Source organism: Nocardia iowensis (genome assembly GCF_019222765.1).
GTDB lineage: Bacteria > Actinomycetota > Actinomycetes > Mycobacteriales > Mycobacteriaceae > Nocardia > Nocardia iowensis.
In genome coordinates this window covers 8872527-8897719 of sequence record NZ_CP078145.1, presented here as the reverse complement: position 1 = coordinate 8897719, position 25193 = coordinate 8872527, and the positions used below count along the sequence as shown (strand labels likewise).

General features: G+C 66.3%; 23 protein-coding genes and 1 pseudogene. 11 read left to right on the top strand and 13 right to left on the bottom strand.

Annotated features, from left to right (window positions below; translation table 11 throughout):
- Window positions 1-13: 13 nt before the first annotated feature.
- Window positions 14-688 (bottom strand): S1 family peptidase, encoded by a 675-nt coding sequence (locus KV110_RS41070; RefSeq protein ID WP_218472464.1) that lies wholly within the window; start codon window positions 686-688, stop codon window positions 14-16.
- A gap of 560 nt (window positions 689-1248) precedes the next feature.
- Here KV110_RS41070 and KV110_RS41065 point away from each other — a divergent pair.
- From KV110_RS41065 to KV110_RS41025, 9 genes are all read left to right on the top strand, one after another.
- Complete coding sequence (locus tag KV110_RS41065) at window positions 1249-2067, top strand: ABC transporter permease (protein WP_218472463.1); 819 nt, start codon at window positions 1249-1251, stop codon at window positions 2065-2067.
- Window positions 2068-2931 carry an ABC transporter permease gene (locus tag KV110_RS41060; protein ID WP_218472462.1) on the top strand — a complete coding sequence of 288 codons (864 nt, stop codon included), beginning with the start codon at window positions 2068-2070 and terminating at the stop codon, window positions 2929-2931.
- Window positions 2932-2937: 6 nt separating this feature from the next.
- Window positions 2938-4440: an MlaD family protein gene (locus KV110_RS41055; RefSeq protein WP_218472461.1), complete on the top strand. Its 1503-nt coding sequence runs from the start codon at window positions 2938-2940 to the stop codon at window positions 4438-4440.
- Window positions 4437-5486, top strand: a complete 1050-nt coding sequence (locus KV110_RS41050) for an MCE family protein (RefSeq protein WP_218472460.1) — start codon at window positions 4437-4439, stop codon at window positions 5484-5486. Before KV110_RS41055 ends, KV110_RS41050 begins: the two co-directional genes overlap by 4 nt.
- 8 nt (window positions 5487-5494) lie before the next feature.
- Complete coding sequence (locus KV110_RS41045; protein WP_378735200.1) at window positions 5495-6481, top strand: MCE family protein; 987 nt, start codon at window positions 5495-5497, stop codon at window positions 6479-6481.
- Window positions 6481-7587 carry an MlaD family protein gene (locus KV110_RS41040; RefSeq protein WP_218472458.1) on the top strand — a complete coding sequence of 369 codons (1107 nt, stop codon included), beginning with the start codon at window positions 6481-6483 and terminating at the stop codon, window positions 7585-7587. Before KV110_RS41045 ends, KV110_RS41040 begins: the two co-directional genes overlap by 1 nt.
- An 8-nt stretch (window positions 7588-7595) precedes the next feature.
- Complete coding sequence (locus KV110_RS41035) at window positions 7596-8684, top strand: MCE family protein (RefSeq protein ID WP_218472457.1); 1089 nt, start codon at window positions 7596-7598, stop codon at window positions 8682-8684.
- Window positions 8681-9859 (top strand): MlaD family protein, encoded by a 1179-nt coding sequence (locus KV110_RS41030; RefSeq protein WP_218472456.1) that lies wholly within the window; start codon window positions 8681-8683, stop codon window positions 9857-9859. Before KV110_RS41035 ends, KV110_RS41030 begins: the two co-directional genes overlap by 4 nt.
- 132 nt (window positions 9860-9991) lie before the next feature.
- The gene (locus tag KV110_RS41025; RefSeq protein WP_218472455.1) at window positions 9992-10837 is read left to right on the top strand and encodes a hypothetical protein; all 846 of its coding nucleotides are present in this window, start codon (window positions 9992-9994) and stop codon (window positions 10835-10837) included.
- Between the two features lie 90 nt (window positions 10838-10927).
- Here the strand turns inward: KV110_RS41025 and KV110_RS41020 are convergent, their stop codons facing one another.
- The 8 genes from KV110_RS41020 to KV110_RS40985 all read right to left on the bottom strand — a co-directional run bounded on the left by KV110_RS41020 (window position 10928) and on the right by KV110_RS40985 (window position 18509).
- Window positions 10928-11500, bottom strand: a complete 573-nt coding sequence (locus KV110_RS41020; protein WP_218472454.1) for a ribonuclease H family protein — start codon at window positions 11498-11500, stop codon at window positions 10928-10930.
- A 10-nt stretch (window positions 11501-11510) separates the two neighbouring features.
- A complete protein-coding gene (locus tag KV110_RS41015; protein ID WP_218472453.1) occupies window positions 11511-11981 on the bottom strand; it encodes an SRPBCC family protein in 471 nt (156 codons plus the stop codon).
- 179 nt (window positions 11982-12160) lie between these two features.
- On the bottom strand, window positions 12161-13351 hold the full coding sequence (gene lhgO / locus KV110_RS41010) for an L-2-hydroxyglutarate oxidase (RefSeq protein ID WP_218472452.1): 1191 nt from the start codon (window positions 13349-13351) through the stop codon (window positions 12161-12163).
- A 22-nt stretch (window positions 13352-13373) separates the two neighbouring features.
- Window positions 13374-14126 (bottom strand): hypothetical protein, encoded by a 753-nt coding sequence (locus KV110_RS41005; RefSeq protein WP_218472451.1) that lies wholly within the window; start codon window positions 14124-14126, stop codon window positions 13374-13376.
- Window positions 14127-14532: 406 nt separating this feature from the next.
- Entirely contained in the window at window positions 14533-15324 is a 792-nt protein-coding gene (locus tag KV110_RS41000) for a TIGR03084 family metal-binding protein (protein WP_218472450.1), read from the bottom strand.
- A 125-nt stretch (window positions 15325-15449) separates the two neighbouring features.
- Window positions 15450-16805 (bottom strand): DUF445 domain-containing protein, encoded by a 1356-nt coding sequence (locus KV110_RS40995; RefSeq protein WP_218472449.1) that lies wholly within the window; start codon window positions 16803-16805, stop codon window positions 15450-15452.
- A 118-nt stretch (window positions 16806-16923) separates the two neighbouring features.
- Window positions 16924-17970, bottom strand: coding sequence for a PrsW family intramembrane metalloprotease (locus tag KV110_RS40990; RefSeq protein WP_218472448.1), 1047 nt, complete (start codon window positions 17968-17970; stop codon window positions 16924-16926).
- Window positions 17967-18509, bottom strand: a complete 543-nt coding sequence (locus tag KV110_RS40985) for a hypothetical protein (RefSeq protein ID WP_218472447.1) — start codon at window positions 18507-18509, stop codon at window positions 17967-17969. Before KV110_RS40985 ends, KV110_RS40990 begins: the two co-directional genes overlap by 4 nt.
- Window positions 18510-18835: 326 nt before the next feature.
- On the opposite strand from KV110_RS40985, the gene lon reads away from it, so the two are divergent.
- Window positions 18836-21313, top strand: coding sequence for an endopeptidase La (gene lon, locus KV110_RS40980; RefSeq protein WP_281427727.1), 2478 nt, complete (start codon window positions 18836-18838; stop codon window positions 21311-21313).
- A 55-nt stretch (window positions 21314-21368) separates the two neighbouring features.
- Here the strand turns inward: lon and KV110_RS40975 are convergent, their stop codons facing one another.
- From KV110_RS40975 to KV110_RS40960, 4 genes are all read right to left on the bottom strand, one after another.
- A complete protein-coding gene (locus KV110_RS40975; RefSeq protein WP_218472446.1) occupies window positions 21369-22151 on the bottom strand; it encodes an alpha/beta fold hydrolase in 783 nt (260 codons plus the stop codon).
- A gap of 66 nt (window positions 22152-22217) precedes the next feature.
- Entirely contained in the window at window positions 22218-22661 is a 444-nt protein-coding gene (locus tag KV110_RS40970) for a PaaI family thioesterase (RefSeq protein ID WP_218472445.1), read from the bottom strand.
- Between the two features lie 67 nt (window positions 22662-22728).
- Window positions 22729-23295 carry a TetR/AcrR family transcriptional regulator gene (locus tag KV110_RS40965; RefSeq protein ID WP_218472444.1) on the bottom strand — a complete coding sequence of 189 codons (567 nt, stop codon included), beginning with the start codon at window positions 23293-23295 and terminating at the stop codon, window positions 22729-22731.
- Window positions 23296-23364: 69 nt separating this feature from the next.
- Window positions 23365-23970, bottom strand: a complete 606-nt coding sequence (locus KV110_RS40960; RefSeq protein WP_218472443.1) for a DUF1707 SHOCT-like domain-containing protein — start codon at window positions 23968-23970, stop codon at window positions 23365-23367.
- Window positions 23971-24096: 126 nt separating this feature from the next.
- Between KV110_RS40960 and KV110_RS40955 the strand changes: the two are divergent.
- A pseudogene (locus tag KV110_RS40955) lies at window positions 24097-25166 on the top strand (DNA polymerase IV).
- Window positions 25167-25193 lie beyond the last annotated feature (27 nt).

The following is a 25193-nucleotide window of genomic DNA, read 5'->3' as shown; positions in this document are numbered from 1 at the left end:
GTTCGGTAAAGCCCTAAATAGGCGTATAGCCTGCGCCTATGCCGCCGCGGGCATTCATGTCGTCGATGATCGCGGTCATGTTGGTGCCGACCTCGGGGCCGAAGCAGGCGATGGCGAGGTAGGCGTTCACCATGCCGACGAGGGTGGTGCCGATGACGACCGGTGCCCCGGAATCGCCTTCCACCACGCACATCTGGCTCCAGGTCTCCATGTTCGACCCGAAGACGTCACCCCAGCTGATACCGCAGGTGTTGCCGGTGGTCCGGCCTTCTTTGCAGACGATCATCGGGAATTGCGCCGGTGCGCCGAGCCCGGTGATGGTGACATTGCCGATCCGGTTCACCGGGATGATCTTGCCCGGCTCGAACTCGATGACCGCGTAGTCGAGCTCATGGTTGGAGTAGACGAACCGGCCGACCACGCCGGCGCCACGGTTGACCTCCGCGAAGACCTCGGCACCGGGATCACCGCAGTGGCCCGCGGTCAGACCGACCAGCCGTCCCGCGCCATCGTGACCGACGGTGGTGACGGTGCACTCGAATTGGTTGTCGATGATGATGCCGGAACCGCCGCCCACGACCGGCGGGCCCGGCTCCGCTTGCGCGGCCCCCGCGCCCGTCCCGAGCAGCGCCGCACCGAGGGTTACGGCGAAGGCGGCGTTGGCCACCTTGGCGAGTTTGCTGAACATGTCCCTCCAGACGTCGGAAGCCCGCACGATATCAATCTGTCGCACCCATCGTGTCAGTATTCGGGCCCGGGCGCGTCACCTAGTGAAGGGTGACCACGGCGGCGAGCCTTAACCCTATTTCCGACAGAATGACCTGTTTGTCTCTTATTTCGAATAATAGCCACACGCTATGAGAAAGGCCAATGTCCGGTTCGAGTTCGTAATCGAACAGTAGTACAACTCGGTCTGTTCTGTTCTGGAATCAAATGCCATTTTGAATGAATATTTTCCGAATAAATTGGTCGAACCCCCTTGTGTGGGCGGCCGATTCACCCGGCTGACCTGTAACTTGTTCCAGAAGATCACCCCTCCGCTTTGGGCTCTGACCCAATGTCGAGGCCTGCGGTCTTAGTGTTTCCGTCACAGTGATCGGGCTCTATGACTGCAATCACAGGAGGGTGGTGTGTTCTGGCTTACTACGTAGTAAGGTGCGTCAAGCAAACAAGTCGTCGGGGCAGCCAACCGGCGTCGAGAGGGGTTAGCCAGTGCAGTCGACCGAGAGTCCACCAACAGGATCACGGATGAGTGATGCGGTCGATTGGACCAAGGGTTACTGGGCGGACCATCCGAAGGCTTCACTGGAGACCTTCGGTCGCCAGATCACCATGGGAATCGCGGCAGTAGCCGAACTGTTCGTCGCAATCTTCCGGCGTCGCTTCCCCTTCCGTGAGTTCATTCGCCAGTGCGCGTTCATGTCCAGCGTCTCGGCGGCGCCGACATTGCTGGTCGCCATCCCGATCGGCGTCATCGTCTCCATCCAGGTCGGCTCGATCGCAGGCCAGGTCGGCGCCACCTCCTTCATCGGCGCGGCCAACGGCCTCGGCATCATCCAGCAGGGCGCTCCCCTCGTCACCTCGCTGATGATCGCCGGAGCGGTCGGCTCCGCGGTGTGCGCCGATCTCGGCTCGCGCACCATCCGCGAGGAGATCGACGCCATGAAGGTGATGGGCGTCGACCCGCTGCGCAGGCTGGTCGCACCCCGGCTCGGCGCGGCGATGCTGGTCAGCGTGCTGCTCTGTGGCTTCGTCGTATTTGTCGGCTTCCTGACTGGTTACATCTTCAATATTTTCGCGCAGGGCGGTACGCCGGGTTCCTATATCGGCACGTTCTCCTCGTTCGCGGTAACCCGCGATCTCTTTGTCGCACTGGTCAAATCGTTGATTTTCGGGCTACTCGCCGCGATCATCGCCTGCGACAACGGATTGAATGCCCGTGGTGGCCCCGGCGGCGTGGCCAACGCGGTGAATTCCGCGGTGGTGAGTTCCGCCATCATGTTGTTCGGGGTGAACCTGATCATCACCCAGGTGTACAACGCACTGTTCCCGTCACAGGTGGTCTGAGTGTCGTCGACGTATGTACCTCCGCTACTGCGGCCGTTCCAGCAGTTTCGTAAAACCGCGCAGGCGCCGGTCGATCTGCTCGCCAAGCTGGGCCACCAGGTGTTCTTCCTGCTGCGCTCGATCGGCTCGATCCCGTTGGCGCTCAAGCACTATCCCAAGGAAGTGTGGCGGCTGCTCTCCGACGTCACCTGGGGCAACGGGAACCTGGTCGTCGGCGGCGGCACCATCGGCGTGGTGGTCATTCTCAGCGCGTTCGGCGGGATGACCGTCGGTATCCAGGGCTACAACTCGCTGAACCTGCTCGGCTTGAGCCCGATCACCGGCGCCGTCTCCGCCTTCGCCACCACCCGCGAACTCGGCCCGCTGCTCGCGACGATCGCCTTCGCCGCGCAGGCGGGCTGCCGGTTCACCGCGCAACTCGGCGCCATGCGCATCTCCGAGGAGATCGACGCGCTGGAGTCCATCGCGATCCGGCCGCTGCCCTACCTGATCAGCACCAGGATGTTCGCGGCGATGATCGCGATCATTCCGCTGTACTGCCTCGGCCTGGCCATGGCCTACCTGTCCTGCGCGCTCACCGTGCAGCTGGTCGGTGGCACGCCGACCGGTACCTACCAGCACTACTTCTACCAATTCCTGGTACCGACGGACGTGATCTACTCCTTGCTCAAGGCGATCCTGTTCGTCGCGATCACCACGTTCATTCAGTGCTACTACGGTTTCTTCGCCTCCGGCGGACCGGAGGGCGTCGGCGTTGCGGCCGGCCGGGCGATCAAGGTGTGCATCATCGCAGTCGTCTTCGCGAACCTGTTCATGACATTGGCGATCTGGGGCGTCAACCCCGGCATCCGGATCTCGGGGTAGCACCAGATGATCATTGATCCCAGTGGGCGTGGACCCACGATGCGTCAACTGCTGCTCGCGGGCGTCGGCGGGCTTGTTGTCCTCGCAGTGGTGCTCGGCTTCCTGATGGCCAGGTACCAGGGCTACTTCGTCGAGAAGGTGAATGTCACCGCGAACCTCACCACCACCGGTGACGGGCTGCCCTCGGATGCCGACGTCAAGTTCCGCGGCGTGCTCGTCGGCGCGGTCAAGGAGGTCGAGGTCGCGGCCAAGGGCGAGCTGCAGAAGGTGAAGATCGAGGTGAAGCCGGAGTTCGCCAAGGGCGTTCCGGCCAACGTCACCGCCCGCGTGGTGCCGAGCAACCTGTTCGCCGTCACGTCGGTCGAGCTGGTCTTCAACGGCCCGGCGGATCAGTACCTGCGCGAGGGCTCGGTGATCGAGGAAGACCGCAGCGCGGGCACCATCGCCCTGCAGGACACGCTCACCACGGTCCGCAACATCCTGGACCAGATCGACCCGGTGCAGTTCGGTCGCGTGCTCGGCACCCTGTCGCAGGCACTCGACGGCAGCGGCCGGATGCCGGGCTCCACCGTCGAACGGTTCGATCGCTGGCTCCAGTCGGTCGACGACTCGATCCCGAACCTCGGTGTGCTGCTTGGCGACTTCTCCAGTTCGGTGCACGCCCTCAACCAGTCCGCGCCGGAACTGCTCGGCGTGCTCGGCACCTCGGTGGAGACCGCACGCACCATCGCCGACCGGCGCAGCGAATTGGTCGCCCTGATCACCGGCACCGGTAACACGGTCGACACCGTCAACAATCTGTTCGCCCGCAACGGGGACGTGGGCAAGCAGGTCACCCAGGGCACGAGCGACATGTTCGGCGCGGTGGCCGCGGATCCCAACGCGATCACCCAGACGATCCTGAACCTCGGCGAACTGACTCGCAGGATGGACTCCACCTTCACCTGGGGTCCGCAGAAGCAGCAGGTGTGGAACGCGGGCATCACGCTCACTCCGTACAAGCCGTACACGGTGGCCGACTGCCCGCGCTACGACGAGCTGGCCGGACCAAGCTGCTTCACCGCGCCCGCGGTGAACGAGCTGCCGCCGATGCCCGACAAACTGAAGCCACGCAAGCTCGACTCGGCGGCCGGGCTGCCGCCGGTGCTGCCGATGCCGGGTCTGCCTCTGATTCCGGGCATCACCACACCGGATGCCCGGCCCGCCGAGGGTGCTGTGCCGAGCATGCCGAATCCGTTCGCGGGCACCCCGCTCGAGGGCCTGATCCCGATGCTGCCCGGCTTCGGTCAACCGCCCGCCCCCGCGCCGGCACCGGCTCCCGATCCGGCCCCGGTGGCACCGGCCGCCGCACCGGCGAGCATCCCGTCCGCGGGCGCCATCTCCTACCAGGGTGACGCCGCGATCACCACGTTGCTCGGCCGCAAGCCGACCACCGCCGAATATCTGCTGCTGAGCTCGATTCTGAAGGGCGGGACCATGCACGTGGCCGAAAGCGGGGCGGGCCGATGAGTATACGTAAACCGCTGATCGGCTTCGGCATCTTCGCCATCGTGTCGATTCTCGTCACGGTTGTCGTGTGGAATACGTTGGCGCGCATCGTAGATGGCGACACGAACACCTATTCGGCAACGTTCTCCGACGTACTCGGCCTGCACGAGGGCGATGACGTCCGGATGGCGGGTGTGCGTGTCGGCAAGATCGAAAAGATCGAGCTGGACCGCGAGGCCAAGTCGAAAAAGCAAGTGGCGAAGGTGACTTTCGTCGTGCAGCGGGATCAAACCCTGTTCGATGACACCAAAGCCCTTGTCCGCTATCAGAATTTGATCGGTCAGCGATATGTGGCGCTGGCTCCGGGCAAGTCGTCGAACCCGGCGCAGCTGAAGAACAACGGGTCGATTCCGCTGGAACGGACCGAGCCGTCGTTCGATGTCTCCGGTCTGCTCAACGGTTTTCAGCCACTGTTCCAGGCATTGCAGCCCGAGCAGGTGAATCGCCTGTCGGAGACCTTCATCCAGGCCTTGCAGGGTGATGGAGTCTCGTTGAGCGCGTTCATCGTTCAGGCCGCACAGTTGGCCACCGATTTCCAGCGGCGGGACGCGATCCTGTCCGATGTGATCACCAACCTCTCCGGTGTGATGGCGGGGTTGGCCAGACGAGGTGATGAATTGGAGACCCTGGTGACCCAGACCCGGGCCTTGATCGGTGGGTTGTACGAGCAGGGCCAGTCCTTGCAGGCATCGACGGTGCAGATCGCCGACGCCACCAGCTCGCTGGTGGAGATGGTCGGTCAGATCCAGCCGAAGCTGCAGACCGCGCAGAACTCCACCAGTGCCGCGCTGACCCTGCTGCTCGCCAACGGCGCGAAGCTGGACCAGGCGGCCATCGACCTGCCCAATATCATCTCGGCCGCGGGCAGGCATACCTCCGAGGGTGGCTACGCCAACGCCTACCTCTGCGGCTTGGACATCTCGCTCTACGGCGTGCTGTTCCCGCGTGGGTTCATCCACAGCCTCGGTATCGGCGGCAAGGCACAGTCGGCGGTGTGCCGCCCATGATCACGAAGATGAAGACTCGGTTCAACAACAACCGCTACTTCTGGCTCGGCATCGTCGGCGGCGCCCTCATCGTGGTGCTGCTGCTCGCGTCGAGTCTGGTCAAGCTGATCGGCGTCGGTGAACAGTCGATCAAGGCCGAGTTCGTGCAGGCCGCCGGGATCAAGGTCGGCGACCGGGTCAGCGTCGCGGGCGTGACGAGCGGCCGGGTGGACGGGGCGAAGCTCGAGGGTGACCACGTGCTGCTGACGCTGAGCGTCGACAACGGCGTGAAGCTCGGCCCCGACGCGCGCGCCGCGATCAAGATGGCCACCCTGCTCGGCGCCAGGTACGTGGATCTGGACCCCGGCGACGGCTCCGGCCTGAAGGGTGGTCGAATCCCGCTGTCCAACACGGCGGTTCCGTACAACCTGGCCGACGTGGTGCAGGAAGGCACGCCGAAGTTCCAGGCGCTCGACACGAAGAAGCTGTCCGAGTCGCTGAACCTGATCAACCAGCAGATGGGCGATTCTCCGCACCTGCTGGCCCAGGCGCTCGACAGCGTCGGTGCGCTGGCCAAGGTGATGGACACCCGCCGAGACGAGGTCGACAGCCTGCTCAAGGATCTGAACCGGGTCACCCAGATTCTCGCCGACAATCGCAACAGCGTGCTGCTGGTGATCACCCAGGGCGAGGCCATCGCCAATCGGGTGATGGAACGCCAGGGCCTGCTGCGCCAGCTGCTCGACAATGTCGCCGAGCTCACCAGGCAGTTGCAGGAAATCGGCGCGCAGAACGACAACCAGCTCGGCCCGACCATCGAGCAGCTGAACATCATGGCCGAGGGCTTGCAGAAGAACAAGGACAACCTGGACCGGCTGCTGTCGCTGATGCCGCCGACGGTGCGCTACCTGGCGAACTCGTGGGGCGGCAGCGGGCCGTACGGCTCGGTCGGGTTGCCCTGGGTTTTCCCCGACAACTGGTTGTGCCGCGTCAACGTGATCGAGGGGTGCCAGTGATGACTCAGACGACTCAGCGGCTCCGCAGAGTGGCCAAGATGCTCGTGGTCAGCGCCGCGGCGTTGGCCGTCGGCAGTTGCTCGCTCGTGCCGAGCTCGGTGAACAACGCGCTCGGCAACACGACACGGATCACCGCCGACTTCGAGAACATCGCGGGTATCTACGAGGGCAACCCGGTCACCGTGCTCGGACTCGATGTCGGGAAGGTCGAGAAGATCGTGCCGAAGGGCACCCTCGTCGAGGTGCACCTGTCGATCAACAACGACGTGAAGATTCCGAAAGACGCGATGGCCGCGATCATTTCGCCGTCGATCGTCACCGACCGGCACGTCGAACTCACCCCCGTCTACACCAAGGGCGACACCCTGGCCGACGGCGCGCATCTACCGCTGGGCAAGACCAAGACCCCGGTCGAACTCGACACGATGATCAAGACCATCGATCAGTTCGCGGCCGCGCTCAAGCCGGAGCCGGGCACCGAGGGCATCGGTCCGCTGTCGGGCCGGGTGCTGTATCCGATGGTCAACGGCAACGGTGAGAAGATGCGGGACACGCTCAACGCGCTGTCCGGCGCGCTGAAGGTCGGCGTGGACAACAAAGACGCGGTGTCCAACATCATCATCAAGTTGAACGAGCTGACCACCATGCTGGCCGAAAATGACCAGTCGGTGCGGGATTTCAGCAATCGGATGACTCAGATGACCGGTCTGCTCGCCGAACAGTCGCCAGGCTTGCAGGCCACGCTCAACCAGGTCAACGACTTCCTGGCCAACACCAGCAGCACCCTCGTCCAATATCAGGACCAGCTGTCCGGTTCGCTGACCGGTCTGACCAACGTGACCCAGCAGCTGCGCGAGAACGCCTACGGCATCACCGAAGTCGTGGATGTCGCGCCGATGGTTTTCCAAAACGTCGACCGGATCATGAACCGCGAGCACGGTTATGTCCGGTTGGTCGGTGTGCTCGGCACCTTCCTCTCCGGTGAGATCGTGAGTTTGTTCTGCGAGCGGCTCCAGATGAGGGCGGACGGTTGCCGCACCGGAAATGTCCAGGACTTCGGGCCCGATTACGGACTCACCGCCGCACTGCTCGGACTGACGAAATGACGTACCGCATGACGATGAAGGCCCGCCGCGCACTGGTCGCGGTCGCGGCGGTGGCTGGGGTAGGGATCACCTCGGGGTGTGGGCTCACGGTGGAGAAGCTGCCGCTGCCCAAACCCGGGCTGTCCGGTGAGAGCTACACCCTGCACGCCGTGTTCGAGAACGCGCTGAACCTGCCGGATCAGGCGAAGGTGAAGATCGGCGGCTCGGATGTGGGGGTGGTCTCCAACATCAAGACCAAGAACTTCCAGGCCGTCGTGGATCTGACCATCCGCAAGGACATCGAGTTGCCCAAGGGCAGCACCGCCGAACTGCGCCAGGCCACCCCGCTCGGTGACGTGTTCGTCGCGGTGTCCAAGCCGAAGGCCGAACCGGGCGCCGAGATGCTGCGCGGCGGCGACACTCTCGGGCTGGACATGACCTCGGCGGGTGCGACCGTCGAACAGTTGCTGATCTCGATCTCCATGCTGTTCAACGGTGGCGGCGTCGCGGCGCTCGGCAAGCTGACCTCGGAGCTGGACTCCATCGTCGGCGGTCGCGGCGGCACACTTGCCCACCTGATCACCGAAATGACCGGGGTGGTCGGCAGTTTGAACGACAACTCGGCCCGGGTCGACAGTGTGCTCAACGAGTTCGCCACGTTGGCCACCACCATCGAGACACGGCGCGGTGAGTTGGGCCAGGTCGCGGACACGCTGCCGCAGATGATCGGCGCCATCGCCGAAAACAACCGGGCCATCGGTGAACTGCTGACCAAGGTCTCGACGACAAGCGCCGCGCTCGGCGATTACGCCGACAGCTCGGGTCAGCAGCTTGCCAGCCTGTTGGACAACACCCACCAGCTGATGGATGCGCTGGCGAAGACCGACAACACCCTCGGCGCCACCCTTGACGGCCTGCGGGAGATCCGGCCCAAGGTCGATGCGACCTTCCGCGGCAACAGCTTCGCCGTGTACGCCACGCTGACCAACCTCGACATCAGCGCGCTGTCCGATCCGGAGCACGGCAAGCTGCAGGATCTGAATGATCTACAAGATTTCGTCGGCTCCATGATCCAGGTGTTGCAGATCGTGCAGAGTCGAGTAGGTGGCCACCGATGACCTTGTTCTCGAAGCTGATGCAGCACAAGCTGGTTCTCTCCAGCATCGGGCTGGTGCTCGTGTTCCTGATCGGCGCGACCTATCTGATGGTGAGCATCATGCGGGTGAACCCGCTGCGCTCCACCTACACGGTCACGGTGAGCCTGGACCGCTCGGGCGGGCTGCAGCCGGGTAACGACGTGACCCTTCGCGGCTATCGGGTCGGCAAGGTGACCTCGATCGAGCTGACCGACCGCGGGCAGGCGATCGCCGCGGCGGCCCAGATCGAGAGCAAGTACAAGATTCCGGTCGACACCGCGATCTCGGTACAGGCACTGTCCGGCGCGGGCGAGCAGTACATCGACTTCCGTCCCGGCACCGAGCAGGGTCCGTACCTGCGCGACGGTGCGGTGGTGGCATTCGATCCGGAGAAGATCAAGACGCCGACCCCGATCTGGTCGGTCCTCGACAATTCCAGCACGCTCATCGCGCAGATCGATCCGGAGAAGTTCGGCGTGATCCTGCGCGAGCTCGACGTCGCGCTCAGCGGCGGCCCCGACCAGTTGCGCGGCATGATCAATGGCATCAGCCTGGCCATGGCGGGTTTCGACAACCTGCTGCCGCAGACGACGAATCTGATCGCCAACCTGCGCACCATCGCCGACACCACCTCGAACGCGCAGCCCGACCTTGCCACCCTGACCAGCAACTCCGGCACGTTGTTCAACCAGTTCAACAAGGCCAACGCCGAGCTGCAAGGCGTTCTCGAACGGGCGCCGGGGCAGCTGAACAGCCTCGGTGCGGTGCTGGACAAGACCACCGATCCGATCACCAGCCTGGCCACCAACTTCGCGGCGATGACGAAGGCGGCGCAGCTGCGCCTGCCCGCCTTGCGGGCGCTGTTCCCCTCGCTCGCGCTGGGCGCGGACGCGCTGGCGGTGCCCGCGCACGACGGCGAGTTCCACGCGATGATCGACATCTGGCCGCGGCCGTTCTGCACGTACAACTCCACCCGGATCCGCAACGAGGTCGTCCAGGACGGCACGATTCCCAAGTGGAACTACTGTGAGAACCCGCCGCCCGGTCAGGTGATCCGTGGGGCAGCGAACGCGCCGCGACCCGATGTGCCGAACAACGGCGCGCACATGCCGCCGGGTGTGGATCCGAACGAGCGGACCCTGCCCCCGATACGGTGAGTTGCCCCCGGCCCCGCGGCGACACCGTGGGTCCGGGCATACTCGCCGGTACAACGCGTACGGTTCGCCCGAGATGCGGGCCCGTTAGTCGATCGGTGCGCCCGCGCGCCGGGAAAGTGCAGGTTTGTATCGATGTCCACCGACGACGCCGACACCAACAAAGATGCCGAGACCGCTGAGGACAAGGCGACCGGGAGCGGTGCGACCGAGAAGTCCGCGGCAGCCGACCCCGAAGCCGCCGCCGCCGACAAGGTAGTGACCGAGAAGGTCGAGCAGACCAAGGCCGACAAGCCGGAGCCGAAGGACGATCTCGGTAAAGGTGCAGGCAGTTCGTCCACCGCAGGTCGTTCCCTGTCGCTGCCGTTGATCGCCGCGTTCGCGGCGGGCGTGCTCGCGGTGGCGGCGATCACCGCGGTGGTGGTGTTCTTCCTGCAGGGCAAGGATCGTGGCGAGAAGCTCGACGCGATCCACGATTCGACGGCGGCCGCCTGCACCTTCGGCAAGGACGTCTCGGTCTACGACTACTCGAAGAACCTCGACGACTACTTCACCAAGGTGAAGTCCAATGCGAGCGGCGAATTCCTCAAGGAGTTCGGCGACGCGACCTCGGCGCTCAAGGACGCCATGGTCCAGGCACAGGTGAAGTCCTGGGTCGATGACGTGCAGTGTGGTTACCAGTCCGGTGACAAGACCGAGGCGAAGGTGCTCGTCACGCTGACGCAGTACCGGACCAACTTCACCCAGACGACACCGGAGCGGCAGTTCGTCGTGTTGATCGCGCAGCTGACCAAGTCCGGTGACAAGTGGCTGGTCGAGAAGCTCGACTCGCCGCTGCTGAAGGGCGCTGGTTCCGGCCTGCCCGGCGCGCCCGGCGCCCCGGCCCCCGGCGTTCCCGCGCCAGGCGCGGATCAGCCTGCGCCGAACGGACAACAGCAGACGCCCCCGAATGGGCAGCAGACGCCGCAGCCCGGCAACTAGTTCGAGCGGGGAAACGACTGAGCGCCTCCGGCGGTGGGCCGAGCCACCACCGCCGGAGGTCATTCAGGCAGTCGCTCTGCCGCTGGCTGATCAGAACAGGGTTAAAGTCTGCGGCGCCGACGGCGCGGCCGCCTTCCCCGCGGCCTTTTCTCTCGGCGCTTCCGGCGCCGCCGGCGTTTCTTCCACAGTCACCACGGGGATTTCCGCGGTGTTCGCCTCGGCCACGGCCGCCGTCGCGGCGGCCTTCCGAGCCGCTTCACCGGCAAGCGCGTCGGCCTGCTCGTTGAAGTAGTTGCCGACATGTCCACGGACCCAACGGAACCGGACCGGGCCGGGTCTGCTGGCGATCGCTTTGTCGATCTGCCGGATGAGTTCCACGTTCTTCACGGCGCCGCCGGTGGAGGTGCGCCACCCGTTGAGCCGCCAACTCGAGATCCATTCCGACGCGCACTTGATCGCGTAGAGCGAATCACTTTCGATCAAAAGGGGTTCGGAGCCGGGATGGGCGAGGATCGCCTCCAGTACCGCGCGTAGCTCCGCGACCTGATTGGTGCCGGACGCGCCGCCACCGCTGCGCGAGGAGCCCTGATGATTGACCCAAGCCCAGCCGATGGCGCCGCCGGGGTTGCGGAGGCAGGATCCGTCGGTGCTCACGATGATCATGGCTGGCACCCTACGCAATCCGACCGACAAGATCGGTACCGTGGAATTCTTCTATCTCCCTTCGCAATTGGGACTCGGTGCGGCGGAGCGCCGATTTCACGGCGGAATCCACCAGACCGACGCAGAGGCGCCCGGCGAATCCGCGCGGTTGGCTGTACTCCGCCTCGGACGTCAGCACCGACCGCCCGTGACCGAGCGGATCGAAGCGCAGCGTCAGGGTCCCGGACAAACGCCCACGCAGCGTATACCCGATCACCACGTTGCGGCGATATTCGGTGACCTCGCATGTCATCGTCGGCCGCCAGAACGCCAGATGCGCGGTGGTCGTGAACATCGCGCCGAGGCCGGAGTCGAGTTCACCGGTCGGCTCGAAGTCGGCGACCGCGAACATCCAATCCGGTACGAACAGATGGTTGTCCGTATAGGTGAAGGCGACCTCGACGGGCGCTCCGACGTCACTCGCGTACTTGATGTGGCCCATAGGCCCTCCCGGTTCCACGACTGGCGTTAAAAGTACTACAGACTTCCTCTTTATTGGAGGGGTTGCGCAGGATTTGGTGAGGTGGGTTTTTACATTGCGACCGGCCGGTTGCTTGGTTGCTCGGCGCAGGTCAACAGCTTGATTAGACCGGTCGGTCGGTTCTGTGGCTCGTCGCTGACTCAGAGTTGATCGACGATGTGCTCGGCGATCGGCATGGCCGAGGTGGCCGCGGGCGACGGTGCGTTCAGCACATGCACCGAGCGCGGCGTGCGCTCGATCATGAAGTCGTGCACCAGGGTGCCATCGCGCAGCACCGCCTGTGCGCGAATCCCGGCCTCCCGCGGGCGTAGATCGGCAACCGTCAACTCCGGGCAGTACCGCCTGCATTCGGCCAGATAGCCGCGCTTGAACAGCGAGTTGCGCAATTCCCGTAGTCCGGTTCGCAGATTCGCCGCGGCCACCCGGTGCACGCCGGGGAAGCCGAGGACCGCACGCGCGTCTCTGGCGTCGAAACTGCCTTTGCGATACCCCTCCCTGGCCAGCCCGAGCACCGCGTTCGGCCCGACGGTCAGCGCGCCGTCGATGGTCGGGCTCAGATGGACGCCGAGAAAGGGCAGGGCCGGATCGGGAATCGGATAGATCAGCGTGCGCACCAGCCCGGCCCGCTCCGGCGGCAGCTGATAGTACTCGCCGCGAAACGGCACGATCCGGAAGTCGTTGCGCAGCCCGGCCATTCGAGCCAGCCGATCGGCCTGCAAGCCGCCGCAGACCACGAGGGTGCTGGCCGTCCACGCGCCCGCCGGTCCGGCCGCCGTGACCGCGGCGTCGGTCTCGGTGAGCGAGGTGATCTCGGCGCCGAACACGAGTTGCCCGCCCGCCGCCCGGACTTCGTCGGCCAGTGCGCTGGTGATCCTGGTGTAGTCGACGATGCCGGTGTCCGGAACGAACAAGGCGCCGACGCCGGTCACCCGCGGCTCGCGCCTGCGGAGTTCGGCGGCGTCGATCAATTCGACCGCGACACCGTTGGTTACCGAACGCTCGTGCAACGCCAGCATTCTGCGCTGCTCGGCAGCATCGGTGGCGACCAGTAGTTTGCCGCAGACCTGAAACGGAATCCCATGCGCCGCAGCGAATTCCTTGGTCCAGCGGGCCCCGCGCCGACACAGCCGCGCCTTCAGGCTGTCCGGCGGATAGTAGATGCCCGAATGGATGACGCCGCTGTTGTGCCCGGTCTGATGGGTGGCGAGCGCCGCCGCCTTCTCCAGCAGCACCAGGGACGCGCCGGGATGGCGATGCAGTATCCGATGCGCCGTCGCCACTCCGACGATGCCACCGCCGATCACGCAGAAGTCATAGGTGCTGTTCGGCATAGCGAGAACAGTAGGCCGAGAATTAAACCGCGACGCTGGGTTCCGTGCCACGCGGTGCCGACGGCTTGATCGCCTTCGTCGGTGCTGAGCCCGATTCGGGGACGGTGGTCGATCCGGGAATGGTGGACGTGGCGTTGCTCGACGCGCTCGTATCCGGCGCCGACTTCGTCTCCGATGCCTGCGGCTGGTTGAGTCGCAGGTCGTATTCGCCGAGTGACGGGTCGGTCAGCATCAGCACCACTTCGCCACTGCGCGTGTCGAATTCGGTGCGCAGCTGGGTAATGCTCGGGTTTCCTTCGGATCGGCCCTTGGCAGGGTCGGACTGCGGGACGCCCGTCAGCACGGTGAACGCGTTGGTGTCCACGGTGATCGCGATCGTGTCGGATCGGACGGTGGCAACCTGCGCCCCGATGTAGGTGTCACCGAGCCGCCATTTTCCACCCAGGGGGGAGGACGGCTGCCGTACCACCGTCGAACCACTATGCGGGTCAGCCGCTTTCGGGCTCGGTACGGGCAGGTCCGGCTGATGCCGGGCGAATGTCACCGGTAGTTCGTAGCTGCCACCGGTCAGCACGGCGTCCATCCACTCGGGATCGCTCGTCGCATCCTCGACCGTCGGCGCGGCCGGTGCGGCGTGCTCGCCGCCGGACCGGGTGGCATCGGCCATCTGGTTCACGATGTAGGTTCCCGCGACCACGGTGAGGCTGAGACTGGCGGCGCCGGCGAGCACGACAGCGGCGTGTCGCGCCATATGGACATGTCGGTGTGTTGTCACGATGCGTTCCTTCCCTCCGCCCCTGCTTCCCCTGGCAGTCGGCCCGCATCGTTGAAAGCCATACAGTTGTCCAGGTTACGGCGGGGCCGTCGAGGGCGCCGCCTCCGGGAGATCAGAATCACAGCGCCGCCGACGCCGCATCACCGACCGCCGCCGCAGCTCAGCGAACCGCCGCCGAATCGGTGGGGTGGTTTATGTTTCCAGTACCTCACCCGGGGGTAAATAATCCTCTAGCTGGCGAGCGTCATCCTCGACTGCCACATCGAGACACCCGGCCAATGGCGTCCGGCCGACACGAACGGCGCACCCAAGTGTGGCGCTCGCCCGCTCCCGAATCTTCGGACCGGGTCGGGTGTTGGCGACGGTCGGATGTAGTCATCCGGCCGTCGCTTCGTCTGCTGTTGTTTCAGCCGAACTGACCCGCAACCCGGCCCGCTCCCGTTGGTCCAGCGAAAGCCTGTGCGAGGGTGAGCCATTCCGCCGCGTCCCGACCGACCGCATCGATCGCGAGGTCGTCCGGATGGCGGCGTTGAGTCACCAGCAGGCAGAAATCGAGGGCAGGCCCGGTAACTCGCTGCGCGGCGTCCTCGGGTCCCCATGACCAGCTCGTGCCGTCGGGTGCGCCGAGCTCGACCCGGAACTCGGCCGAGGGCGGTGTCTTTCCGTGCACCGTGTACGCGAAATTCCTGGTCCGCACGCCGAGATGAGCCACCGTGCGCAGTCGCGCGGTCGGGGTGCGGCTGACGCCCATGGCATCGGCCACGTCTTGGCCGTGTGCCCAGGTCTCCATGATCCGTGCGGAGATCATCGAAGCCGCGCTCATCGGCGGGCCGAACCACGGCAGCTTGCTGCCCGCTGGTACCGCGCGCAACGCGTCGGTCAGCGACTTGCGGCCGCGATGCCACCGGTCGAGCAGGGCCGAGGGCGGTGCCGTCGACGCCTCCTCGGCGGCCTCGTCGACGAAGGTCAACGCCTTCGGCCCGGCCTCGGTGAGCAGGCGCTGGAAGCCGTCGGCATCGGCGGCGGCGAGCGTGGCGACCTCATCGGTCCAGGCCAAATGGCCGATCTGGTGGGCGATGGTCCAGCCGGGAGCGGGTGTCGCCCGGGCCCAGTCGGCGGCGGCCAGCGGGGCGACGATTCGTTCCAGATCGGCGCATTCGTCGGCGAAATCGGCGAGCAGCGCTTCGAGGTCAGCCATCAGTTCCCTGCCTTCGGTACGGCCGGGCACACCGCCTCGTGTGCCGTCGCGGATCAGCATCGCAGTGCCCGTAGAAAAAGGCAAGCACGCGTGCTTGTATTTCGGAAGACCGCCCAGAACGCCTTTTACCAGCCGAAAACGATCAAATGTGAGGCGCCGACAACCAGTCCGAGCAGCGCGCCGTGCAGATAGAGCAGCCACGCGTCCTGCTCGACCGACGCATAGAACATCTCCATGAACTCCCCCGGTGTCAGCTGGCGCAGCTTGCGCGCTGCGAAGACGTCGATGGTCTTGGCCTGCTCCCTGGTGAATTCCTCGTCCTCGACCAGGCTCGGCGCGAGGCCGACGGCGGCCCCGGCCGCGCCCAGCTTGAGGTTGTCGAATTGGCGGCGCCCGAGGGCGGCGCGCACGAACGAGGTGGTCGGGCCGAGCTGCCGGTGGATCTCGTCGGCGATGAGCCGTTCCAGCAGCTGGCGGGTCTTGTCGCCGTTCGGGCCGTCCAGCAGTTCCTTGGACAGGTTCGGCAGTGTAAGCACCTGATAGGCCAGGATGTGCGCGAGATCGGTCGCCGCCTGCGGCTGCCGCTTGGCCAGCAGCGCCTGCCGCCACAGGTACTTGTACCAGGGTTGCGGGTCGCCGGGCTCGAACACCATCTTGACCGCGATGACATTGACGATCACGCCGATCGCGGCCGACACCAGCAGCACGATCACCCAGCCTGGCACCCAGCCGAGCACCGGAATGTGGTGGTGCACATGCATATACAGCGCGAGCAGCAACCCGAACGGTGCGCCGAGCAAACCGATCCGGACCATGAAGCGCAGTTCCGGCGCCGCGATCGTGGTGGTCAGATCCTTGAGGATGCCGGGGTTGTCCTGCAGATACCGGATGACGAAGCTCTTGATGTCGATGAGCTGATCGACATTGTCGCCCAGTGATTCGAACGCGCGCCGCGAGAGCGCGGGCATTTCCCGGTCGACCCGCTGGTAGATGATCTGCTTGGCCGCACGCGGCACCGAGCGCCACAGGTCCGGGTTCTCCCGGTTCATCAGCTCGTCGACCAACGGTTGCACCTGTTTGCGGGCCAGCACCGCGACGTAATCGGCGATGCCGTCCAGGTCGAGTTCGTGGATGAAGTCGCGCGGACTACCGATCCGCATCAGCGCCTTGTCCACGCAGATGCTGGCCATCTTCTCGGCCCGTGCCGGGATGAAGCCCTGGAAGCCGAGTTGGCGCCCGTCCCCGGAGAAGGTCGGCAGCACCTGCACCCGGCGCGGGAAATACGGATACAGCAGGTGCAGTCCCGGAATCCGGATGCCACGAAACCGTTCCGGCCAGAACAACATCAGCACACCGGTCCAGTTGGTCAGCCAGCCGGCCAGCGCGCTGAAGATCGGGAACGTGACCAGATCGACCACGAACTTGGACTGGCCCGTCAGATCTTCCCAATCGATGAACACGCCGGCGGCGAGTGAACTCATCGATGGATCTCCCTAGGCTGAACCGGCGGAACCGCCGGTATGAGATATCAAGGCCCTCACATTGTCACTGTCCCGGAGCGAGTGTCAACGCGACCGGGACGGGGCTCGCGACGGTGCCTCACGGGGGAAAACGAAGACCCGATCGGGCACCGGCCTCCTGCACCCAGTCGAGCAGGATGCGCTGCCGTCGCACCTGCTGGCGTCGGCTGTGCTGACCGTTCATCCGTTCCGCCGCGCGGGCCCGGCGGCGGGATCGCCGCGAGAACAAGGTGCTCAGTTCGCCGGCCGGTGCGATGCCCGTGGTCACCGCCCAACCGACCACCGCCCGGAACCATTGCCGTTCGGTCCGCACCACCCAGGTGTAGATCACGGCGAAGATCAGGATGTACAGGATCGTCCGCGCGGCGATCGACCCGACCGGGACCCGCGCTGGGCTCGGCGCGTCCCAGCCGAAATGCAGTGCGGCACCGAGCAGATAGAACATCACGAAGACCTGGGCGCGCCGTCTGCCCGGCCAGTCCGATCGAGCCACCGCGAGCACGATGCCGATACCGGCCAGGCCGGTGAGCATCCAGTGCGAGGTGATGCCGGTGAGCAGCCGCACGACGCCGACGAGCACCGCGTTCGCCGGATCGTCCTGCGCGGACAGCAATCCGGCGTTGGCCTCGTAGGTGATGTTCTCGACCACCTGGAAGCCGAGGCCGGTGCAGCCGCCGAGCAGCAGTCCGTGGATCGGCCGATTCAGCAGGGGACGAAACAGCCACGCGACCGCGAAGACGCCGACGCCCTTGATCGCCTCCTCCACGATCGCCGCGGAAATCGGTGCCTGCCAGTTCATGGCGAACGCGTCACCGGCGAGATTCTGGATCACCCGCATGTTGTGATCGTTGGCGAACATGGCGATGCCGGGGCCCGCCAGCGCGCCCCACACGAAGCCCATGATGAGCGGCGTTCTGATCCGCCGCCGCGCCCGGAGGCGATCCAAATGCAGGATCAGCGCGCCGAATACGACGAGGGTCGCGAGGGTGAACGGCAAGCCCGCCAGCATGTCGCGCCAGGTCAGTGTTGCTACGGGGGCCAGTTGGAGGATCAGCCCTGACAAGCCGAGAATCGAGATCAGGCAGTACGTCCACAACAGCGCCGACCTCGGCTGGAACCAGCTCATCGGCGCACCGTCAATGTCTCCAGCACCTGCGTTAGCTCGGACAGGGTGGCGTCGTCACCGGCCAGCACCAGCGTGACCGCCAGTTTGTCGTTGCCGACGATGGCGCACACCCCGGCACGGTCCGAGCCGCGACAGGTCGGGCCACTGAAGCCGTTGCCCGTCTCGACCTCCCCACCGTCGAAGTACGCGTCGAACCCTTGTACGCCGAGCACTTTCAGCCGCCACCCGGTGGCCTCGGTGAAATCCGTGACCCCGCCCACCACGCTGACCGCGAGCCGCGACCCATCCGGCGCGGTCAGCACCGCGGTGGTCTGATCACCCGTCGGCCTGCGCTGCCACCCGTCCACACCGGAAAAGCGCACCGTGTCCGGCTCCTCCCCCGGCGCCGTCAACTCGATCTCGCCCCCTCGGTCCACCGCCGTCTCCCTGATCGGCACCAGCGCCGCGAGCACCGACGGCCCCGCGATCAGCGCACCGACCACCGCAAGCACCACCCCCGCCGGTCTCCAGTCATTCCCCCTGCGAGCCGGCTGGCTCATACACCTGCTCCCCTCGGCGGTCTCACTCCTGGGCGCGCTCTACCGAGAAACTGCCACCGACCAGCGGCGCAGCCGGATCCACGATATGCCAGGCAACACCATTTCCGCGGGAACCCGAAGACCGCCATCTCCGACAGCGTCACCGGTCGCCCTCGGACAACCCGCCGTCACGAGCGGTGACCCATACGAATTCGCGCGGGGCCGCTCCGCGACCGTGCCAGCGAGACTCCGACTTCGCCCACAGCGAACGATGGGCTAGGGGTGGAACAAACGTGGCGGGGGTGGGGTTGAGTAGGCATCGCTCAACTTTTGGAAGGGTCGAACACGTGACTACACCTCAGAACCTGCCGGTGCTGTTCCTGACCGATCCGATCGTGCTGCCGGGCATGGTCGTGCCCATCGAACTGGACGAATCGGCGCAGGCCGCCATCGACGCCGCGCGCGCCGCGAAAACCGAAGCCGTGCTGCTCGCGCCGCGGCTGACCGAGGGCTACGCCTCCTACGGTGTGGTCGCCACCATCGAACAGGTGGGCCGGATGCGCGGCGGTGCGCCCGCGGCGGTATTGAAGGCCGAGCGGCGTGCCAAGATCGGGCACGGGGTCACCGGTCCGGGTGCCGCGCTGTGGGTCGAGGCCGAGCCGGTCGAGACGCCAACGCCGGACGGCAGGACCAAAGAGCTGGCCGCCGAATACAAGAAGCTGGTCGTTTCGGTGCTGCAGCGCCGCGAGGCCTGGCAGATCATCGACGCGGTCAATCAGCTGACCGATCCGTCGGCGATCGCCGACACCGCGGGGTACGCGCCGTACCTGACCGACGATCAGAAGCGTGAACTGCTCGAAACCCCGGACGTGAAGCAGCGGTTGAACACGCTGATCGAGTGGACCAAGGACCACATCGCCGAGGCCGAGATCACCGAGAAGATCAGTGACGATGTCCGCGAGGGTCTGGAGAAGAGCCAGCGCGAGTTCCTGCTGCGCCAGCAGCTCAACGCGATCCGCAAGGAACTCGGCGAGGACGAGCCCGACGGCGCCGACGACTACCGCACCCGGATCGAGCAGGCCGACCTACCGGACAAGGTCCGCGAGGAGGCGTTGCGCGAGGTCGGCAGGCTGGAGCGGGCCAGCGATCAGAGCCCGGAATCCGGCTGGATCCGGACCTGGCTGGACACGGTGCTCGAGCTGCCGTGGACGGTGCGAACCACCGACAGCACCGATGTCTCGGCCGCCCGCGCGGTGCTGGACGCCGACCACCACGGCCTGGACGAGGTGAAGGACCGCATGGTCGAGTACCTGGCCGTGCGTTCGCGGCGGGCCGCGCGCGGGCTGGAGGTCGTCGGCGGGCGTGGCTCCGGCGCGGTGCTCGCACTGGTCGGTCCGCCCGGCGTCGGCAAGACCTCGCTCGGTGAATCCGTGGCCAGGGCCATGGGCCGCAAGTTCGTTCGGGTCGCACTCGGCGGCGTGCGCGACGAGGCCGAGATCCGCGGCCACCGGCGCACCTACGTCGGCGCGCTGCCCGGCCGGATCGTCCGCGCGATCAAGGAGGCGGGTTCGATGAATCCCGTTGTCCTGCTGGACGAGATCGACAAGGTCGGCTCGGACTTCCGTGGCGACCCGGCGGCCGCGCTGCTCGAGGTGCTCGATCCGGCGCAGAACCACACGTTCCGCGATCACTATCTGGATCTGGACCTCGACCTGTCCGACGTGCTGTTCATCGCCACCGCCAATGTCATGGAGACCATCCCCGGCCCACTGCTGGACCGGATGGAGCTGATCACCGTCGACGGCTACACCGAGGACGACAAGGTCGCTATCGCCCGCGACTTCCTGGTGCCGCGGCAGCTGGAACGCAACGCGTTGACCGCCGACGAGGTGACCGTCACCGACGCGGCACTGCGCGAGATCGCCGCCAACTACACCCGGGAAGCCGGGGTGCGGCAGATGGAGCGGCTGATCGCGAAGGCGTTGCGCAAGGCCGCGACTCGCCTGTCCGAGGTCGGCACCGACTGGGCCGCAGCCGAATCCGGCACAGCCGACGCTGACACGGCCACGGTCGAATCCAGCGTGACCGAACTCGGCTACGGCGCCGAGTTGGGTTACGACGCCCTGCTGAAGTCCGAAACGTCCTCCGGCAGCGTCGAAACGCTGACGATCGACCTGGCTGATCTCAAGGAGTACCTGGGCCGCCCGCGCTTCACCCCCGACTCGGTGGAACGCACCGCGGTGCCGGGTGTGGCGACCGGACTCGCGGTCACCGGCCTCGGCGGCGACGTCCTCTACATCGAGGCCAATGCCGCGGAGGGTGAGCGCTCGCTGACCCTGACCGGCCAGCTCGGTGACGTGATGAAGGAGTCCGCGCAGATCGCGCTGACCTACGTGCGCTCGCACCTGGAAGAGATCGGCATCGAGCCGTCGGTGCTGGATCGCAATATCCACGTGCACTTCCCGGCGGGCGCGGTCCCCAAGGACGGACCGTCGGCGGGCGTCACCATGGTCACCGCCCTGGTGTCGCTGGCACTGGGCAGGCAGGTGCGCGCCGATGTCGGCATGACCGGCGAGGTCACGCTGAACGGGCGGGTACTGCCGATCGGCGGCGTCAAGCAGAAGCTGCTGGCCGCCCAGCGCGCCGGGCTCAAGACGGTGTTCATCCCGGCTCGCAATGAACCGGACCTGGACGAGGTCCCGGCGGAAGTGCTTGCCGCACTGGAGGTCCGCCCGGTCGCCGACGTGGCCGACATCCTGGCCTACGCCATCGAACCGGTCGCCGAACCGGCGTTGGACGGCCCGGCCTTCGCGGCCACCGCCTGATCGCCCACCACTAGGCCGGGCACGGAACGTTCTCCGTGCCCGGCCTGGTGCGTGTTCAGGCGAGGAACGAGGCCACCGGCGGTGCCACGAATTCGGCAGGCGCGCCGTGGTCTTGGCCCTCGAGCACGGTGAGCCGTGCCTCCGGCAGCAGCTCGGTGAGCCGAGTCGCGGTGTTGCGGAAGAACTCCGGGCTCGCGTCGCCGAGCAGCACGAGTACCGGAACATCGACGGCGCGGACCAGGTCGAGCGGGATCACCCCGCCGGTGTCGGAATCGCCCATGATGGCAAGGTCATAGGGCATGGTCGGCGCCACCGCCTGCATCCCGGGGTCCTGACTGGAGGCCTGCGCCGCCTCCGGCGGAGCTCCGGCCGCGGTCAGGAAGATCCGCACCGCTTCGGCGGGTCGATTCTGTTCGACGGCCGCCGTTACCTGCTCCGCGAGTTCTCCTGCGCTCCTTTTACTTTCGTCGCTGTCGTCGCCGTAGGGCGGTTCGTGCAGCACCAGCTTGGTGATCGGCACTCCTGCCGCGGCGGCCCGCAATGCGAGACCGGCACCCGACGAGTGCCCGTACACCGCGGCCTTGCCGCCTAGTTCGTCGATCAACGCGGCCAGGTCCTCGATCTCCCGCTGCACCGCGTACGGCGCGGTGTCGCCGCTCTCGCCACGGCCGCGGCGGTCGTAGTTGATCACGGTGAACCGTTCGGCCAGCCGGGTGGCGAGGTCGTGCGTCATCGGCCGCGAGCAGAACATCCCGCTGACCAGGACAACCGGTGCGCCATCGCCGAATCGGTCGAATGCGATCCTGGTTCCGTCGGCGGAGGTCACGAAATCTGTCACAGCTTCTCCCTTTCGTCACCCATGCAGACGAGGCAGGCCCGGCGAATTAATCGGTGCCCCGGCAATTCAGGCGGCGTTGTCGGTCAGGTCGCGTTCGACCGACCGTGTGATGCCCTGTGCCACCGCGCACAGCACCGGTTCGGCATCGGCACTCTCGGCGTAGATCTCGCAGCGGACCACGGCCTGGCGCCGGGTCGCCCCGGTGACGGTGGCCACGGCGCGCAGCCGAATTCCCGCGGCGGGGCGCAGATAGGTGATGGTGAAGCCGCCGGTGAGGACGTTCGCGCCGAGCGCGGTGCCCGCGGCGAAGGTGAGCGCGTTGTCGGCCGCGTAGGACAGCACGCCGCCGTGCACGAAGCCGAACTGCTGGCCGAGTTCGGGGCGGATGGGGATGACCAGTGTGACGGTGCCGTCGCCGAATTCGGTGATTTCGGTGCCGACCAGCTCGGCGAAGGGTTGCGCGGCGAGCACCTTCTTGGCGAGGTCGATATCGATGGTGGAAGAAGTCATCAGTTGCCTTTCGTTCGCGCTGGTCCGGACCGGCCCGGACGCGATAGTTCTTGGGATGGGGCCTGTTTCACGGCCGGTGCTCGGCCGTGCGCAGCGTCAGCCAGGCCGCGTCGGCGAGTTCGTCCGCGACGTCGGTCGGAGCGGCGAGCATGTCGCCGCCGAGCCACTGCCGCGAGTACTCCTGCGCGGGCCCGAGCCACAGGGCGTACACGAGGTCGAACGAGAGATCACGCACCGCGCCATATCCCGCGTGTGTGCGCCACCACCGGACCACGTTGCGCATGAACTCGCGGTTACTGTCGCTTTCCCGCACGCCGGGCGGCCGCGCGGAGGTGAGAACCTTTGCGCGGTACTGATTCTCGGCGACCCAGCGCAGATGTTCGCGCACCCCCGCCGTGATTCCCGCCTTGGCGTCGGCGCTGTCGCCCACCGCGGCCCAGAAGTGCTGCTGGTAATCGACGAGCGCATTGGCCCAGACCTGCCGATACAGATCCGCCTTGTCCGGAAAGTGGTGATAGAGAGCGCCGACGCTGGCGCCCGCCGCGTCCCGGATCTGGTTGAGCGTCGCCTCCAGCGCGCCTTGTTCCGCGAACTGCCGCTCGGCCGCCAACAGCAACCGATCTCGAATCTTCATATACAGAATTTAGTTCTGTTTTTTGGACAACGCAATGGCCGACGCAGGAACGGACGGCCCAGGAGAAGGTCAGGCAGGCCGTGGTCGTCCCCGCAGCCACTCCAGGAAGGAACGCCTCGGACGGCGCGGGTACTTCACGATGAGCCCGCCGGAACCGACTCGGCCGTCGATGCGAAGCAGCGGCGCGCCGGGCAGTACCGGCCCGGTGGCCTTGTTCCGCACGTCGCCGCTTTTGGTCTGCACCCGGTCGACGTCGACCAGCCAGCCGCGCGGCACGATCAGCTTGATGGTGCCGGAGCCGACGGACGCGTGCAGCACCACCTCGCGATGGGGGCAGAGGGTCTGGGTGAAATTGATTTTGATGGTGCCGGAACTGCATTCGGCGGTGATCTCGGCGGGCACGATCCACTGACCGGCCTTCGTGCGCGACCCGCTGCCGATGCGCAACTCGATCGGCTCCCGCGCCATGGCGTGCGCAGGCAGATCCGCCGTGACGGCCATCAGCTCATCGGTCGTCCGCGCCGTATAGACCGTGACGAGCCGTCGGTCCAGCTCCATCAGATCGAGTCGCCCCTCTTCGACCGCGAGGTGCAGCTGCCGTGCGGCGATTTCCCGGTCGGCGTGCCCGACCCGGACGGCAGGCGGCGGGGCGGGCTTGTCCTGTGCATCGGTCATCGGGATGCTCCCCCTTTTCATGCTCACCGAAATCGTAGGCCGGTTGCCGCACCCGCGCACCGCCGTCAGCGGGCCATCGGAGCGGAATGCCGGCTGCTTGTCACCCCGGTGCGGTATGACGGTCATATGGCCAGGTGGCTGTTGCATGTCGATCTCGACCAGTTCCAGGCGGCGGTGGAGTTTCGCCGGCACCCGGAGTTGCGCGGCCTGCCCGTCATCGTCGGCGGCAACGGCGACCCGACCGAGCCGCGCAAGGTGGTCACCTGTGCCTCCTACCCGGCGCGCGCGTTCGGCGTCCGGGCCGGGATGGCGTTGCGTAGCGCGCAGCGCAAATGTCCCGAAGGCGTGTTCCTGCCCCTGGACATGGCCTGCTACGAGGAGGCGTCGGACGAGGTCATGTCGCTGCTGCGGACCTTCCCCGGCCGCGTCGAGGTGTGGGGCTGGGACGAGGCCTTCCTCGCCGCCGACACCGACGACCCGGAGGCACTGGCCCGCGAGATCCGCGGCGCGATCGAGCAATTGGAGCTGTCCTGCTCGATCGGCATCGGCGACAACAAGCTCACCGCCAAACTGGCCACCGGGTTCGCCAAATCGACCGGCAAGTCCGCCGCCGGACCGGCCACCGATGCGGGCGCGGCCGCCGGCGTCTTCCGCCTCACCGCCGCGAACTGGACCGAGGTGATGGCACACCGCCCGACAAATGCCCTGTGGGGCATCGGAACCCGGATCGCCAGTCGCCTCGCCGACCTCGGCATCAGCACCGTCGCCGACCTGATGGCCGCCGACCGGCAGCGCCTGGCCGCCGAATTCGGCCCGACGACCGGCCCCACCTCTGGGTCCTCGGCCACGGCAAAGGCGACACCGACGTCACCACCGAACCGCGAGTCCCGGTGGGCCGCAGCAAGTCCGAAACCTTTCCTCGTGACCTCACCGATCCGGCCGAGATTCGCGACCAGGTCGCGCGGCTGGCCACCGAGGTCGCCGAGGAAATGGCCGAAGCGGGCCGCATCGGCACCCGGGTCTCGGTGACCGTCCGGACCAACACCTTCTTCACCCGGAGCAAACAAGAAAAGCTGCCAGCGCCCACCATCGATCCCGCCGAAATCGCCGAAACCGCGCTCCGCATCATCGACCGCTTCGACATCGACCGCCCCGTCCGCCTCCTCGGCGTCCGCCTCGAACTCGTCCCGGAGTAGTCCGCATCCCGTCTGTGTCAGCCGCAC

Excerpts from the sequence above, each read along its gene's own strand:
- KV110_RS40970 (WP_218472445.1), bottom strand. The coding sequence starts at position 22,661 with ATGACTTCTTCCACCATCGATATCGACCTCGCCAAGAAGGTGCTCGCC.
- KV110_RS40960 (WP_218472443.1), bottom strand. The coding sequence starts at position 23,970 with ATGACCGATGCACAGGACAAGCCCGCCCCGCCGCCTGCCGTCCGGGTC.
- KV110_RS41070 (WP_218472464.1), bottom strand. The coding sequence starts at position 688 with ATGTTCAGCAAACTCGCCAAGGTGGCCAACGCCGCCTTCGCCGTAACC.
- KV110_RS40985 (WP_218472447.1), bottom strand. The coding sequence starts at position 18,509 with ATGAGCCAGCCGGCTCGCAGGGGGAATGACTGGAGACCGGCGGGGGTG.
- KV110_RS40965 (WP_218472444.1), bottom strand. The coding sequence starts at position 23,295 with ATGAAGATTCGAGATCGGTTGCTGTTGGCGGCCGAGCGGCAGTTCGCG.
- KV110_RS41025 (WP_218472455.1), top strand. The coding sequence starts at position 9,992 with ATGTCCACCGACGACGCCGACACCAACAAAGATGCCGAGACCGCTGAG.
- KV110_RS41015 (WP_218472453.1), bottom strand. The coding sequence starts at position 11,981 with ATGGGCCACATCAAGTACGCGAGTGACGTCGGAGCGCCCGTCGAGGTC.
- KV110_RS40990 (WP_218472448.1), bottom strand. The coding sequence starts at position 17,970 with ATGAGCTGGTTCCAGCCGAGGTCGGCGCTGTTGTGGACGTACTGCCTG.
- KV110_RS41030 (WP_218472456.1), top strand. The coding sequence starts at position 8,681 with ATGACCTTGTTCTCGAAGCTGATGCAGCACAAGCTGGTTCTCTCCAGC.
- KV110_RS41040 (WP_218472458.1), top strand. The coding sequence starts at position 6,481 with ATGACTCAGACGACTCAGCGGCTCCGCAGAGTGGCCAAGATGCTCGTG.
- KV110_RS40995 (WP_218472449.1), bottom strand. The coding sequence starts at position 16,805 with ATGAGTTCACTCGCCGCCGGCGTGTTCATCGATTGGGAAGATCTGACG.
- KV110_RS41020 (WP_218472454.1), bottom strand. The coding sequence starts at position 11,500 with ATGATCATCGTGAGCACCGACGGATCCTGCCTCCGCAACCCCGGCGGC.
- KV110_RS41045 (WP_378735200.1), top strand. The coding sequence starts at position 5,495 with ATGAAGACTCGGTTCAACAACAACCGCTACTTCTGGCTCGGCATCGTC.
- lhgO (WP_218472452.1), bottom strand. The coding sequence starts at position 13,351 with ATGCCGAACAGCACCTATGACTTCTGCGTGATCGGCGGTGGCATCGTC.
- KV110_RS41035 (WP_218472457.1), top strand. The coding sequence starts at position 7,596 with ATGACGATGAAGGCCCGCCGCGCACTGGTCGCGGTCGCGGCGGTGGCT.
- KV110_RS41050 (WP_218472460.1), top strand. The coding sequence starts at position 4,437 with ATGAGTATACGTAAACCGCTGATCGGCTTCGGCATCTTCGCCATCGTG.
- KV110_RS41055 (WP_218472461.1), top strand. The coding sequence starts at position 2,938 with ATGATCATTGATCCCAGTGGGCGTGGACCCACGATGCGTCAACTGCTG.
- KV110_RS41065 (WP_218472463.1), top strand. The coding sequence starts at position 1,249 with ATGAGTGATGCGGTCGATTGGACCAAGGGTTACTGGGCGGACCATCCG.
- KV110_RS41000 (WP_218472450.1), bottom strand. The coding sequence starts at position 15,324 with ATGGCTGACCTCGAAGCGCTGCTCGCCGATTTCGCCGACGAATGCGCC.